Annotated in this window: 13 protein-coding genes; 5 read left to right on the plus strand and 8 right to left on the minus strand. The window is 55.2% G+C overall.

The window, feature by feature from the left end:
- Window positions 1–166: 166 nt before the first annotated feature.
- Genes AACY82_RS15065 through AACY82_RS15080 form a run of 4 tightly spaced genes read left to right on the plus strand, consistent with a single transcriptional unit; the run spans window position 167 to window position 4,556 of the window.
- Complete coding sequence (locus AACY82_RS15065; protein ID WP_339617663.1) at window positions 167–985, plus strand: hypothetical protein; 819 nt, start codon at window positions 167–169, stop codon at window positions 983–985.
- On the plus strand, window positions 986–2,023 hold the full coding sequence (locus AACY82_RS15070) for an ABC transporter substrate-binding protein (protein WP_339617664.1): 1,038 nt from the start codon (window positions 986–988) through the stop codon (window positions 2,021–2,023).
- Window positions 2,020–3,540: an iron ABC transporter permease gene (locus AACY82_RS15075; RefSeq protein ID WP_339617665.1), complete on the plus strand. Its 1,521-nt coding sequence runs from the start codon at window positions 2,020–2,022 to the stop codon at window positions 3,538–3,540. Before AACY82_RS15070 ends, AACY82_RS15075 begins: the two co-directional genes overlap by 4 nt.
- On the plus strand, window positions 3,540–4,556 hold the full coding sequence (locus AACY82_RS15080) for an ABC transporter ATP-binding protein (RefSeq protein WP_339617666.1): 1,017 nt from the start codon (window positions 3,540–3,542) through the stop codon (window positions 4,554–4,556). The genes AACY82_RS15075 and AACY82_RS15080 overlap by 1 nt, the downstream gene beginning before the upstream one ends.
- A 30-nt stretch (window positions 4,557–4,586) precedes the next feature.
- Here the strand turns inward: AACY82_RS15080 and AACY82_RS15085 are convergent, their stop codons facing one another.
- Complete coding sequence (locus AACY82_RS15085) at window positions 4,587–5,717, minus strand: DUF5610 domain-containing protein (protein ID WP_339617667.1); 1,131 nt, start codon at window positions 5,715–5,717, stop codon at window positions 4,587–4,589.
- 234 nt (window positions 5,718–5,951) lie between these two features.
- Between AACY82_RS15085 and AACY82_RS15090 the strand changes: the two genes are divergently transcribed.
- Entirely contained in the window at window positions 5,952–6,812 is an 861-nt protein-coding gene (locus AACY82_RS15090) for a sugar nucleotide-binding protein (RefSeq protein WP_339617668.1), read from the plus strand.
- 81 nt (window positions 6,813–6,893) lie between these two features.
- On the opposite strand, the gene fabB is transcribed toward AACY82_RS15090, so the two are convergent.
- From fabB to AACY82_RS15125, 7 genes are all read right to left on the minus strand, one after another.
- Window positions 6,894–8,111 (minus strand): beta-ketoacyl-ACP synthase I, encoded by a 1,218-nt coding sequence (gene fabB / locus AACY82_RS15095; RefSeq protein WP_339617669.1) that lies wholly within the window; start codon window positions 8,109–8,111, stop codon window positions 6,894–6,896.
- Between the two features lie 118 nt (window positions 8,112–8,229).
- Complete coding sequence (gene fabA, locus AACY82_RS15100; RefSeq protein ID WP_339617670.1) at window positions 8,230–8,754, minus strand: 3-hydroxyacyl-[acyl-carrier-protein] dehydratase FabA; 525 nt, start codon at window positions 8,752–8,754, stop codon at window positions 8,230–8,232.
- A gap of 164 nt (window positions 8,755–8,918) precedes the next feature.
- Window positions 8,919–9,881, minus strand: coding sequence for a polyprenyl synthetase family protein (locus tag AACY82_RS15105; RefSeq protein ID WP_339617671.1), 963 nt, complete (start codon window positions 9,879–9,881; stop codon window positions 8,919–8,921).
- 90 nt (window positions 9,882–9,971) lie between these two features.
- The gene (locus tag AACY82_RS15110; RefSeq protein WP_339617672.1) at window positions 9,972–11,264 is read right to left on the minus strand and encodes an NAD(P)/FAD-dependent oxidoreductase; all 1,293 of its coding nucleotides are present in this window, start codon (window positions 11,262–11,264) and stop codon (window positions 9,972–9,974) included.
- Window positions 11,265–11,368: 104 nt separating this feature from the next.
- Complete coding sequence (locus AACY82_RS15115; RefSeq protein ID WP_339617673.1) at window positions 11,369–12,358, minus strand: Gfo/Idh/MocA family oxidoreductase; 990 nt, start codon at window positions 12,356–12,358, stop codon at window positions 11,369–11,371.
- Between the two features lie 100 nt (window positions 12,359–12,458).
- A complete protein-coding gene (locus AACY82_RS15120; RefSeq protein WP_339617674.1) occupies window positions 12,459–13,472 on the minus strand; it encodes an AraC family transcriptional regulator ligand-binding domain-containing protein in 1,014 nt (337 codons plus the stop codon).
- A gap of 4 nt (window positions 13,473–13,476) precedes the next feature.
- Window positions 13,477–14,394 (minus strand): diguanylate cyclase, encoded by a 918-nt coding sequence (locus tag AACY82_RS15125; RefSeq protein WP_339617675.1) that lies wholly within the window; start codon window positions 14,392–14,394, stop codon window positions 13,477–13,479.
- Window positions 14,395–14,698: the final 304 nt, after the last annotated feature.

Consider the following 14,698-nt stretch of genomic DNA (forward strand, 5'->3'; position numbering starts at 1 on the left):
TTGTTTTCAGCCGCCGAGTAATATTGCGCGGAGTGGGCCGTGGCGCCTAGCAATCGAGCTTGGCACTTCTTTACTGTCGTTAATTGAGGCTAGCACCTTTACGCCCTTTGTGATAATAAGTATCATTTGCGCATCTTGTCATCGATATGTCATCTATGGGTTTTATATGAAGCTTCTACTATCACGCAGCCACAATTTTGCCGTCTCGTTGTTTTTATCCTGTGTTTCCTTGTTGGCGGCTCAAGGGGCCTTGGCCAATGGGCCGGTGGGTGAGCATGTTAACCACTTAGCCGATCATGTTGATGCCTATACCGAAGAGGTGAATTGGATTATTGGCAAAATGGACGTGATGGTGAGCACTTACGAGAGTAAGGGCCCCGACGCTGCTGAGACCGACAAAGTGGTGGATTACTGGGAGTCGGTGAATTTTCATGCGGCCATTGAGACCAATTATATCCCCGTTTACGCGGCTATTTGGCAAGGCTTATACGGTGTTAAAGGCGCCATAGACGCGAAAAAGCCGCTAGCGGAGGTGCGCAAACAGCAGCAGATGCTGGAGCAGTCGTTGTGGCAAGGTCTTGGGGCGGTTAAACTGGCGGCCCAATATCAGCAGAAAGGCCTGCTGGGAACAGTAAAAACTACTGATTCGGCCCCGACTAATCCGCCGGAAACTTTGGATGAGATCAAGCATCGGTTGGATCGAGTGGTTGCTAAATACGCAGAAAAGCTGCCGGATGTTGCCACCACCTTGGTACACGATACTTACCTCAACTTGTTTGAAGGGGTAGAGGGCGCTTTGATTGAGCAAGACGCTGATTTGGTAGAAGATCTAGAAAAAGACTTTAATGTTACCTTGCCTAAAGCCATTGACAGTGATCAATCGGTAGATGCTGTACGCAAAGTCGTGCAAGCCATGCAGGGCAAGCTCGATCGCGCCAAAGCTTTGCTTGTTAAAGCCGGCCAAGAACGGAAGGATGTTTTTTAAGTGCAGCGCAGACTCTTATTGCAAACTTTAGCGGGGATGGGCGCAGCGGCTTGTTTTCCGCTAGCGGCTAGCCGTGCTATGGCCGAGACGGCCGCATCGCTCTCGGTGGATGACCTGCCCAAGCTTGAGGGCGAGCTTACGCTCTACTTAGGGCGCGGTGAAGGTGGGCTTTACGAGAATGTTCTAGAGGCCATTAAAAAGCGCAACCCCAAGCTTGATTTACAGGTTCGCCGCGGTGTTACCGCGGCCTTGGCTAACACCATTGTGGCCGAGGCAAAGGCGGGGGTTCGCCGTGCTGATTTGTTTTGGGCGGTCGATTCGGGTGCGATTGGTATGGTTGGCGCCGCTGGTTTGGCGCGGCCGCTACCGGCCGATCTGACCGGCCAGCTACAAGAGGGGTTTCGCTACCCCGACTGGGCGCCCGTTACCGGGCGTATCCGGACGCTGCCTTACAACACGCAACATTTAACCGCCGATAAAATTCCCAGCAGTATTATGGCGCTGCCCGATAGTGATTTGCGTATCGGCTGGGCACCCGCTTACGCCTCGTTCCAATCGTTTGTGACGGCGATGCGCTTACTGGAAGGCGAAAAAGCCACTGCCAGTTGGCTAAAAGCCATGAAACAGCGCGCCCAGAGTTACGCCGGTGAGCTGGGCGTGGTGATGGCGGTCGAGCGTGGCGAAGTAGATGTAGGGCTTGCCAATCACTACTACACGTTGCGTTTAAAAGCGGGCAAGCCCGACGCCGAGGTTGATTTAGCCTTTAGCAATAATGATGCGGGCTGCTTGGTGAATGCCTCGGGCGTATTGGCGCTTAGCGAGGGTGATTTGCCTATCAACTTTATTCGCTATTTGCTTACCCGCGAGGTGCAATCGTATCTCGCTAGTGAAGCCTACGAAATTCCTTTGGTGTCTGGCGTGCCTACCCCAGAGGGGTTGCCGTCACTAAGCCAAGTTTCACCGCCCAAAATGGACTTAACCCGCCTGGCAGATTTGCGCCCTACGCTGAACTTGATGCGTAACGTCGGCGTACTATGAAGCACTGGCCACACTCTTATCCGCTAGCGCTAGTTATTGCTCTGCTGGCCTTGGTGCCGGTGGGGGTGTTGACGGTATTAGCCGCAGATTCTGCGCAGTTTTTTGATACCCACAACCTCAAAGTGCTGGGCAATACCTTGGCACTTATGGTGTTAACCGCGCTCGGCGCCACTTTAGTTGGCGTGCCTTTGGCGCTGCTGACTGCCTACGTACGCTTGCCCTGGCAGCGGGTGTGGCTGATTGTGTTGGCGGCCCCCTTGGCTATGCCCAGTTACATTGGTGCCTTTACTTTGTACGCCGCCTTTGGTCCCGGCGGTGAGCTTAATCAGTGGATTGGCGTGCCCACTCCAGCAATGCATGGGCTGGCAGGCGCCACTTTGATTATGGTGTTGTACACCTATCCGTTTGTATTATTAACCACTCGCGCTTCACTGCTGAGCTTGGATGCAAGCTTGGTCAATGCGGCCAGAACATTGGGGATGTCGGTGGCGGCCAGCTTGTGGCGCGTAGTATTGCCCCGCGTGGTTAACGGTATCGCCGCCGGCGGGCTGTTGGCCTCGCTCTACGCGCTGTCAGATTTTGGCACCCCGGCAATTATGCGTCTCGATACCTTTACCCGTGTCATTTATGTCGAGTACAACGCCTTTGGCTTGAGCCAAGCGGCCATGCTGTCGTTGCAACTGCTGGTGATTGTGGTGTTGGTTTTGTTTTTAGAGTCGCGGGCAAAAGGTACTCGCGAGCGTCCTGGCCGACGCTTAACGCTTTGGCCTAACCGTTGGCAGGTGAGTGCGTTGTTACTAGCGGCGCTGCCGGTGGTGCTACTGGCAATTGTGCTGCCGTTGGCGGTATTTGGGGTATGGTTGCTGCGCGAAGGTGCCGGCGGCTTTGATATCCGTTATGCGTGGAACTCTACGTACGCTTCACTCTTGGCCGCGTTTGTTGCCGTGATATTGGCCGTGCCGGTGGCTCATGCCGCCATCAGCGGCCGGGCGGGACGCTTAATGGAGCGAGTGACTTATTTGGGATTTGGCGTGCCGGGCATCGTGCTGGGCACCGCTTTGGTTTACGTTGGTTTAAAGCTACCATTTTTATACCAAACACTAGGCTTGTTGGTTATCGCCTACGTATTGCGCTTTTTGCCTTTGGCGGTAGGCTCGGTTCGCTCGACCGCAGAAGGGCTTGACCCTAACTTAGCCAAAGCGGCCCGGTTACTCGGCGCCTCGCCGCGCGAGGCGTTTATGCGTGTAACCCTACCGCTTACCACGCGCGGGATGACGGCGGGTGCCGCGCTGGTATTTTTAGAGGCTATGCGCGAACTGCCCGCTACCTTAATGCTTGGCCCCACCGGCTTTGAAACCTTGGCGACTTACTTGTGGCGAGTGTATGAAGCGGGTTATTTTGGCCGCGCCGCTATACCCGGCTTATTACTGGTCTTGATGTCTGGCTTAGGGTTGGCGCTGATGTTTTCCGGCGAGCGCCGGAGCGAATTTGATGTAGCAGAGGATCACCGCCACTAATGTTGAATGTGCGTAACCTGTCCGTCGATTACGGTTCTAACCGAGTGGTGAGTGACCTTAACCTCTCGCTTGATGCCGATGAAATCATGATGTTGGTGGGGCCTACTGGTTGCGGCAAAACCACTATTTTGCAGGCACTGGCAGGGTTGATCCCGATCACCGAGGGTGAGATCGAGCTGGGTCAGTGGTGCGCTACCTCCAGCAAGCTAGTCCCCCCAGAAAAGCGCCATGTGGGCATGGTGTTCCAGGACTTCGCCCTGTTTCCGCATTTAACGGTTGAGCAAAATGTTGCTTTTAGGTTGACCGACAGTGCTCCGGCTGATCACTGGATTGAGTTGCTGGGTTTGGCGCCCCTGCGCCGAGCTAAGCCGGCGACTCTCTCGGGCGGGCAAAAGCAGCGCGTAGCGCTGGCTCGCACTCTAGCGCACCAACCGGCGTTTATCCTACTGGATGAGCCACTGTCCAACTTGGACGCCGCCCTTAAAGACAGTTTGCGTTGGGAAATTCGCAACGCATTAAAAACCGCCGGCGTACCCGCCATCTGGGTTACCCACGATCAAGAAGAGGCGCTCTCGGTGGGCGATCGAGTAGGGGTTTTAAACGGTGGACGACTGGAGCAATTAGATAGTCCTGAAACCTGTTTTTGCGAGCCTCGCAGCCGGTTTGTCGCGAGATTTTTAGGTGAAGCCAGCTTTTTGCCTGGAGTGTTAGCGCAAAACGAAGTGTCCACCCTATTGGGTAAAGCGCCGGGTACTCCTGTGGACGGTGCCTGCGGCGAGGTGGACTTACTGCTGCGCCCCGATGATTTATCACTTACCCTTGCGAGCGGTGATGGCAATGGCACCGTTATACGGGTGCGCTACGAAGGTGGTACTCGGCTGTATGCGGCCGAGTTAGACGATGGCACACCAGTTAAAGTGCGCGTTAGCCACGAAAATCGCGCCCGTCCTGGCGATCGAGTTGATTTGGCGGTGACTACGACCCACCCTTTGGCAGTATTTACCCGCGCCAGTTAATCGCGCTGATGTGCTGTGGCAAGCACGGTATTAACCATCGTTTGGCTCAGCTTCTTTTGCGGCGGCCGTCTGGTCGAGCAAATCACCTAAAAAGTCTGAAAACTGTTTGCCGTCGCGATTGCCCGGTGCTTCGGGGTCCGCGTACAAACCATTGACGATATCCAGCAGTAATTTATAAGGCTCGGCAAACGTCTCGGCGGTGTTAAAGGCCGCTTGGGCGTCTTTAATAAATTGTCCTACAGGTTGTAAGCGTTGTTGTAGATCGTTAGGTGCGGCGGCCTCTTTACCGTAGGCGCTGCTGGCGCGCTGAATATCAACCCGGGTTAGGTTGAGGGCAAAGCCTTCAATTTGGCTTTGATCGTACCCGAGCGCTAGGGCTGATTCGAAGGCGCCAGAAATATCGCCGGTAAAGAAAGAGTCGGCAAGCGAGTTAACTTGTTGCAACAGCTCGTCAATGGCCGCTCGCTCAGATTCGTTTAGCTCGCCGGTGATGTTGAGGCTGTAACTGACGCTTGAACTCGATGCGCTAGAGCTGCTGCCGTCTTCGGCGCGCCAAAATTGCGTTTCACCGTGGCTGGCATTGGCCTGAATACTCACTTTGTCGCCTTCGCCCGTGAGGAGCTCAAAGCGAAAGCTTTGTGCCGAGGCGTATTCATAGCTTGTGCGACTCGCTGAGGCGCTGGGGCTGAGTTGCGTGGTTTTGGGCGGGGCGGCATCGGCGAGTGATCGGCCCAAGTGCTCTTGTGCCAACTGGTCGATACCGTTGGTGACTAAATCGTAAGTCTTGCCGATTGACGCGCTCACCTGATCGTCCAGTAAGCTTAACGCTTCTAAGCGGTCACGGGCCTGATTAAAGCCCTTGTTAAAGCCCGATAGTCCAGCTTGTAGGCGCGACTCTAGCTCTTCGTCGGTTGCACCGTCCGCCACATCGCGCTCTATTTGGCGCTGGATAAAGCCTAAAATATTGCCGGCTGCCTGCTCGGCGGTTAGCGGTTTAAACTTACCGACCTCGGGCACGCCAATTTGCTCGGCCGCTTTGTCACTTACCAGAGTGAGTGCCTGAGTCACTTTACTGTTGACGACGTTGGGCCGCGAATGCAGTTGGGGTGCTTGGTTGGCAGCGCGCACAGCGCTGTTTAGGTCGGTTTGGCTAGGCGACATAATAACCTCAAAGTTTTTAATGCTTAACGGGTTATCGGCGGGTCTGTACAATCTTTAGGTCAATTTTTAGGCTTTTATCGTCTAGTGCAGCTCGGGCAAAGTGCTCCCGGTTCTATGTGTGATATAAAGACACCTTTGGGTGTTTTTGTGGCGCCCTATATGCTTTGCAAGGCTCTTGCCTAGAAGTAGCCTAGGGCTTTTGTTACCGCTAACCCAAAACAAGTGAGATCAGATTTGAAGTTGTTATTAACCGATAGCACCCATTCGTTAGGTGTCGCGCTAGAACACGAGCTAGAGCGAGAGTCGTTTGGGCTGCTGACCCCGGCGGCAAAGGACGTTGACTGGTGTAGCCAAGAGGCGGTAGAGGCTTATATCGGGCAAGGTAAGCCGAACCTGGTGGTTAATACGTTAGGTTGGGCAGACGCGCCGAGCGATGCGGATTGCACGCTGTTGCCGCAAGCGGCCGAAACGTTGGCACACGTGTGTAAGGCTCGAGGCATTCCGATGATTCAGTTGTCGAGTTATCGGGTGTTTGGCGACGACAATAAAAGTAAGCACGCCGAGCGCGATGAGCCGGTACCCAACAGCGCTGTTGGGCGGGCGTTTTATGCTGCGGAGCAAGCCGTTACCGAGCATTTAGAGTGTGTGATTGTGCTGCGCACCAGTTGGGTGATTGGCAGTTTTGGCGACAATCACTTAACGCGGCTGCTGGCGGCCCTGCAGGCGGGAGAGACTTGGCGTCCCAATAATCGTTTGCGCGGTGCACCCACTGCGTTGTCTGATGTGGCGCGGGTTATAGTGGCGCTGATTAAGCAAATTAGTTGTGGCGCGCAATGTTGGGGTATTTACCACTACTGTAGTGGCGATGGTTGTACTGAGCTGGAGTTTGCCGAGCAGTTGGCGCAGGTTTTGGAGCAACAGGATTATCAGGGAGCGGCCCCGAGGTTTGAGGCGGTTGATGAGGCACGCCCTGATGAGCCTGTGAGTGCGGTGCTCAGTGCTCTGCGTATTCGTGGTGATTTTGGTGTGCAGGCGCGTACGTGGCGCACCACATTGGTGGCGATGGTTAAGCAGTGGTTGCACGTTAATCAGTAGCGGTTGGCAGGGCTAAAGCTAAAAGCACTGAAGCGGCGGGGCCGCTTCAGTGGGTGTTGCGAACTGCTGCGAAAAGCAGGCTTAGTCGTCGTAACGCTGAAACACCAGTGAGGCGTTAGTACCGCCAAAACCAAAGCTGTTTGATAGCACTCGGTTTAACGTTACATCGTCCTGGCGCTCGCGCACGATAGGGACGCTGGCCGCTTCTGGGTCTAATTCTTCGACATTAGCCGAGGCGCAAATGAAGTTATTCTCCATCATCATCAGCGAGTAAATTGCCTCTTGCACGCCAGTGGCGCCTAGCGAGTGACCGGTTAACGACTTGGTTGAGCTGATGGCCGGTATTTTCTCACCAAAGGTACTGCGTACGGCTTTTAGCTCGGCTAAGTCGCCAACGGGTGTACTGGTACCGTGGGAGTTGATGTAGTCGATGTCGCCCTCTACGGTGGCCATGGCCTGACGCATACAGCGCTCGGCACCTTCGCCCGATGGCGCTACCATGTCATAGCCGTCCGAGGTGGCGCCATAGCCCACTAGCTCGCCATAGATTTTGGCGCCGCGTGCTTTAGCGTGCTCTAGCTCTTCAAGGACTAAACAGCCACCGCCACCGGCGATCACAAAACCGTCGCGCGCGGCATCGTAGGCACGTGAGGCTTTGTGGGGGGTGTCGTTGTATTTGGTCGACAGGGCACCCATGGCGTCAAACAAGCACGACAGAGACCAGTGCTCTTCTTCGCCGCCGCCGGCAAATACCATGTCTTGCTTGCCCATCTGGATTTGCTCCATGGCATTACCGATACAGTGTGCGCTGGTGGCACAAGCAGACGAGATAGAGTAGTTCACCCCTTTAATTTTAAACGGCGTCGCCAAACAGGCTGAGGTGGTGCTGCCCATGGTTTGGGTAACACGATAGGGCCCGATGCGTTTGAGCCCGCGGTTGCGTAGAACATCGGCCGCCTCAACCAGATTTTGCGAGCCAGCGCCGCCAGAGCCCATGATAATACCGGTGCGCTCGTTAGAGTATTCGGCTTCGGTTAAGCCGGCATCTTTAATGGCTTGATCCATAGAGACGTAGGCAAAAGCCGCCGCATCGCCCATAAAACGCAACACTTTGCGGTCTATCATCTCTTTTAGGTCGAGATTGATCGAACCGGCTACGCAGGAGCGAAAGCCCATCTCTTCATAGCTAGAGTTGTATGTAATGCCAGAGCGACCGTGACGCAGGGCGTCCAGTACGGTGGATTTATCATTACCGATGCAGGAAACAATGCCCATACCGGTAACTACAACGCGTTTCATAGGCTACCTCTTAATAGTGCTCAGCCTCAGCAAGAGCGGCTACATTTTTGTCTATTATGCCACAGTGGGGCCATTTACAACTGATTCGACCGTGGTCGCTGGGCTTAGTGCCTTACTGTTAAAAGGAATCGGTGTTTGAGAACAGGCCGACCCGCAGGTCCTTGGCAAAATAAATATCTTTACCGTCCACCGAGACTCGGCCGTCGGCGATACCCATAATCAATTTGCGCTCAATGACGCGTTTTAGGTTGATATGATAGGTGATCTTTTTGGCGGTTGGCAGTATTTGCCCGGTAAACTTCACTTCACCGCAGCCCAGTGCACGTCCGCGCCCAGGGTTGCCTTTCCAGGCCAAAAAGAAGCCTACCAGCTGCCACATGGCGTCTAGCCCTAGGCAGCCAGGCATAACCGGATCGCCGGGAAAGTGGCAGTCGAAAAACCACAGGTCCGGGCTGATGTCCAGCTCGGCGATAATTTCGCCTTTGTTGTACTCACCGCCAGTTTCGCTGATATGGGCAATACGGTTAAGCATAAGCATGTTGGGTATGGGTAACTGTGCATTACCTGGCCCAAACAGGCGACCGTGGCCGCATTCGATCAGATCTTCCAGGCTGTATGAGCTCTGCTGGACATGTGAATTCATAGTGTTAACTCTGAGCAGTAAATCAAACGGGTGGGGCCATCCGAGGCCGCAAAGGGGCACATTCTACCTTGTGCCACTGGCTTGTCTAGTGTTCTGTCTGGGAATCTTATTATTTCAGGGCCCCGGCCGGTGGTGCGCCGCTGGGCCAATCTTGGTGCTTAGGTTTAGTGATTGCGGCCCGTGGCGAATTCGGCGACATCGGCCAGCGCTGTGCGAAAGCGACTATCGGGTAGGGCCGTTAAGGCCTCGAGTGCTCGCGCCACCGCTGCGCGGGCGGCCGCCAAGGTGTATTCCATGGCGCCGGTGGCCTCGACGATGGCCACGACTTGGCTCAGTTGGCTGGCATCGCCTTGGCTGATGGCGTTGCGAATCAGCTCGCGATCAGCGCCAGGGGCTTTTGCCATCGCGTGAATAAGCGGCAAGGTGGGCTTACCTTCGGCCAAATCGTCACCTACGTTTTTACCCAGCGCCTCGGCGTCGCCTTTGTAATCCAGCGCATCGTCAACCAACTGAAAAGCGATACCCACTTCCATGCCGTACTGGCTTAACGCTTTGCGTGTGGAGGCGTCGGCGCCGGCAACCACGGCGCCGACTTCACAGGCGGCGGCAAAGAGCACGGCGGTTTTCTTTTCGATGACTTGTAGGTAGCCGGCCTCGGTTAAGTCCGGGTCTTTGGCATTAACCAGCTGTTGTACTTCGCCTTCGGCAATGATGTTGGTGGTTCGGGACAGTATGGTCATGATGTCCATATTGCCGATGGCCACCATCATTTGAAACGCGCGCGAGTAAAGAAAGTCGCCGACTAGTACGCTCGGTGCGTTGCCCCACTCGGCATTGGCGGTAGGGCGGCCACGGCGCAGGGTCGAGGTGTCGACGACATCGTCGTGCAGTAACGTGGCCGAGTGAATAAACTCAATCACGGCCGCTAAATCTAAATGATGTTTACCGGTGTAACCTAAGGCGCGGGCGCAGAGCAATACCATGAGCGGCCGCAGCCGTTTGCCGCCGGCCTCTATTAGGTAGTGCCCGATGTTTTCGACCAAACCGACATCGGAGTAGAGCTGGCGAATGATCAAGTCATTCACCTCGCTAAAATCGTCGGCGACGACATCGTGAAACGGCAACATTGCTAGATCCTTATGAGCGCGAGAGCGCATCCTAGGCAGGGCCGCCCAAGCTGTCAAGCCGGCGGCCATGGTTGAGCGTGCAGTAAAACGTTAATGGAGCTTGAGTTTGGGCTTGAGCCAGCGATTGATGCTGCCCGATAGCATGACTAAGCCTGTTTTGAGGTAACCGTGCACGGCCACCTGATGCATGCGGTAAAGCGAGACGTACACCAGGCGCGCTAGGCGGCCCTCAATAAAAAGCGAGCCGCCGCTTAGGTTGCCCATCAGGTTGCCCACGGTGGAGAAGTTCGACAGCGATACCAGCGAGCCATGATCTTTGTAGCGATAGACCTTAAGCGACTTGCCATCGAGCTGCGCGCGAATGTTGTGGTAGCAAGTATCGGCCATTTGGTGGGCCGACTGCGCTCGCGGTGGTACCCGGCTGCCGTCAGTTTGGATAAACTCGGCGCAATCGCCAATGGCAAACAAGTTGGGCTCGTTTTTAATTTGCAGGTAAGCGTTAACCGGTAATTGGTTGATGCGATTGGTGGGAATGCCGCCAATATTTTTTAGCGCGTCGGGCACTTTAACGCCGGCGGCCCATACCATTAGGTCCGACTCAATTTTTTCACCCTCGGCGGTTTCCAGTCCATCACTCAGGGCGGCGGTAATGCGCGTGTTGAGCTTGATGCTGACGCCGAGCTTAACCAGCTCGCGGCTGGCCGCCGCTGAAATTCGCTCGGGCAGCGCGGGCAGAATACGCGGCCCAGCCTCTACCAGGGTAATGTTAAGGTGCTCACTATCGATGGCGTCAAAGCCGTAAGTGTGAAACTTGGCAACCGCGTGGTGCAGCTCGGCCGATAGCTCGACCCCGGTGGCGCCGGCGCCGATAATGGCGATATTGACGTTGTTGCGAGTTTCGGGGACACGCTGGATACGCAAAAAGCGGCCCAATAACTTATTGCGAAAACGGTGGGCCTGAGTCGGGCTATCCAAAAAGATACAGTGGTCTTTTACCCCGGGTGTATTAAAGTCGTTAGACGCCGAGCCGATCGCCAGCACTAATACATCGTAATCAATGCGCGTCTCGGGCAGCAGCTCTTGGCCGTCTTCATCGTTAATGGGGGCGAGCACCACCTGTTTGGCGGTGCGGTCGATGTCGGTCATTGAGCCGATGCGAAAGTGAAAGTGATTGTCGAAAGCGTGAGCGCGATAGCTTACCGCATCTACCCCTTCGTCCATGGTACCCACGGCAATTTCATGTAGCAGCGGCTTCCATACGTGGGTCGTGCTGCGGTCGATCAAGGTAACATGGGCTTTATTTTTGCGTCCCAGTTTACGGCCTAGCTTGGTCACCAATTCTAATCCGCCGGCGCCACCGCCGACTACGACAATCTTTTTCAAATCTGGCTCCTTGTTTGTATAAGCGAGGGGTTGCCTCGCAATTAATAGGGGCGTGCTGCCCTGGGCTTTTGGCCCTTTGCTATAACCCGCAACAGTGCTGCAGGTTACAAATGTACCCAACTTTGCTTGTTGGCACTGGTCACAATCGCGTTAAGCACGGTCATGTTGTCAAGCGCATCGGTCATGGGAGTGGGGACCGGCTTATTATGCAAGATCGCCTCGGCAAACGCATCGGCCATGTTGCGGTAATGGTTGGCGGGCTCGATATTGCGCATCTGTATTTTGCCCTGGTGTTTCAGGGTTAGCTCAGTGCCGTTGTCGGCAGCCGGGTTAAAAGGGATGTGGATGCGAATGCTGCCGGCATCTCCCGCGATCTCTACCCACTGCTCGGGCTCGGTTTTGGTCGAGCAGGTAAAGCTGGCGATGGCGCCGTCAAACTCCATTAACGCCGAGGTAACGCAGTCGACCTCGTACTCATCAAGGTTGTTCATATGACCAAGCACCCGGCTCGGTTCGGCGTTCAGTAAAAAACGCGCCAACGAAATGCCATAACAACCGATATCCATCAGTGCGCCGCCGCCCATGGCCGCGCTGTTGCGGATGTTGTCGGCGTCGCGGTTGTTGTAGCTGAATGCGCATTGAATCGTTCGCAGTGTGCCGATGGCGCCCTCGTCGCACAGTTGTTTGGCTTGTTGCCACTGGGGGTGAAAGCGGTACATAAACGCTTCCATTAATTTTAGCTCTGGGTGACGCCCGGCGCAGGCTAGCAGTGGCTCCATATCGGCCACATTAAGACCGGCGGGTTTTTCTACCAGCACATGTTTGCCCGCCTCAAGCGCCTTGACCGACCAGGGCACATGTAGGTGGTTAGGCATGGGGTTGTAGATGGCATCAATGTCCGGGTCGTTCAGTAGCGCCTCGTAACTGCCATAAGCGCGAGCGATGCCGAGCTGGTCGGCTTGCGCGCGGGCATTTTGTTCATCGCGCGAGGCGATGGCGACAACCTCGCCCAATGCGGAAGACTGAATGGCGGGAATAGTGTGCAATCGGGCAATTTTGGCCGTGCTTAACACGCCCCAGCGGATCTTAGTCATGGAATGTCTCGCAAGTCGACGTCGTTGGGTTTAGAGCGGATTATACGCGTTAATGACAGCTTTCGCAGGCGGGTGGTGTTGCGTTTAGTAAGCCGCGAGCTCAGCGCGAGGCGATCACTTGGCTGGGAACAATGCCCGTCCAGCGCTTAAAAGCACGGCGCAGGTTGCGTGCGTCGTGAAAGTGCAGTCGCGTCGCGATCTCGGCCAGCGGCAGTCGCTCGTGTGTTAGCCAGTATAGGGCCTGCTCTTTGCGCACTAAATCGAAACGCCGCTGAAAACTGGTGTGATGTTTTTTGAGTTTGCGTTTGAGGGTGGCCGGGCTTATGGCGAATTCACAAGCCGCTGATTCGAGCGATGGGTTGCCAGCTAAATGCTGGCGTAAATAGGCGTCGAATACGCTAATAAACCCCGCGGCTGGGCTTTGCTGCAGGCGACGATCACATTGTCGCCGAGCGATTTCGCTGACATTTGCCGCCGAGCCGGGCCAAGCTTGCTCAAGCTCGGCGCGGTTTATTTGCATGCTGTACTGATGGCTGCCGACGTGCAGGTGCCGGCCCCAGTGCACTTGGTATTGTTCACGATGGTTGGGGTCGCCGGGCAGATAAAACTGCCAGGGTAGGGAGCGCCCCGCCAAGTGCTTGGTGATGGCGACTAACGCGCTGATCATCATATCCGCTAAAAACGCGCCGTGTTCGTTGGCTCCACAGGCATCGTGCCAGTGGATAAACAAGTCGTCGCAGCGCCACTCAAGTCGCGGGCTGAGCAGTGGCGATAGAATAGCCTGATACTCGACGACAACCTGAATCGCTGCCAGTAAATTGGCAGAGCTTTGCAGTGCGCTGGCGGCCGCACCAAAGTTGCCGGGGTATAGCCTCGCACCCGCTAAAAAGGCGCACTCGGCAGCGGGCATTAGCTTGCGTAAATTGCCGAGTAGGGCAAAGCATTGTGTGGGCCGCAAGGTGAGTTCACCGGTGAGAAAATCGTCCATAAAAATGCCGGTGCCGCGCAACAACTTATGGCTGTCGATGCCGCGGCTACAAGCCAAGTCGATAAGTGCGGCGGGAAACTCGTGCGCGGCAATGCACGCGGTGTCGATCTCGTAGTGGTTCGCCATTCTCTTACGCCGCCACGACTTGTAGACGAGCTTTGCTGTCTTTAGCCTGCAGTAACCGAGTAGTGGCGCGCTCAATCATTGCCTCGGCGCTGTACTCTTCGGCGGTGCAAGTGCCGGTGCTGATACTCTGATACAGCGTTTCGCCCTGTTGCGCTGTTTTGTAGGCAAAGTGCTCGATAGCGCGGCTCAGTTGCGCGGCAATTTCGCCGGCCATTAACTCGCCGGTGTTGGGTAGCACCACGGCAAACCGATCTCCCGCGTAGCGGCACAATAAATCGGTGCGGCGCAAATTAAGCAAGATAATCTCCGTAAGTTCCTGTAACAGTCGATCACCCTCTGCATGACCAAAGCGGCGGTTGGTTGCATCGAAGTGGTCGATGTCTAGCAACACTAACGCCAATGGCTGCTGATGGTTGCTGGCGTGTTTTAGGGCCAAGGCCAGTTGCCGACGCAAAAAGCGCGCATCGCCGAGCCCGGTTAAGCCATCCTGTAAGCGGTATTCCCGAAACACTTGCTCGCGCTTGCGGCGTTGTTCGGTAAACAGCAGTTGCTCTTTGTGCCAGTGATACAAGCCAAAGGTGAGCACAGTCAGGCCGGTAGGCAGCAAGGTTGACTCTAATCCGCCACTTAAAAAGAGACCCTTGTCGATGGCGACTACCTCATCGAGCAAGTCCTGAAAGGTACCCACAAAAATGAGCCCGAGTCCGAGCGTTAGCAAATTAGTAACCGGGCCGTTGGGACGGCTGTTAAGGGTAAAGCCAAGCCAGAGGGCGGCCAGTAAGCTAACGCCCCCTTCGCCGACAATGTCGAGCCAGTCGATATGCTCCCAGGCTTTAATTTCTCCCACTGCAAGGCTGATCACTATGGTGATGTTGGTGATCAGCGCAACCGCTAAGAGCTTCCACTTATGTAACCGAATCATGATGCCATCCTAAAAACATAGGGTTTGTCTATAACAAGCCAATGTAACGGTTTTGTGACAAACCGCGGGGGCAAATTAGCTCAGGGCAAATACCAGATTTTTATAAAAAGACGGGTGGTGCTGCGCGGCATTGGGGGCGCGGGCTTGTCGAGAGCGCTTTAACGGGAGCGAAGCGGGGGGCGGTTTAGCTCATGGGCCAGATCAAACCGCTTTAAAACGGCTGTTTATCCAGTGTTTACCGTTTGTTGTCACAGCATTGTCACTTTGCCTTTCTATTGTCGGCGCACCAAACAACGAGGTGTGC

This window comes from uncultured Gilvimarinus sp., assembly GCF_963972205.1.
Lineage (GTDB): Bacteria > Pseudomonadota > Gammaproteobacteria > Pseudomonadales > Cellvibrionaceae > Gilvimarinus > Gilvimarinus japonicus.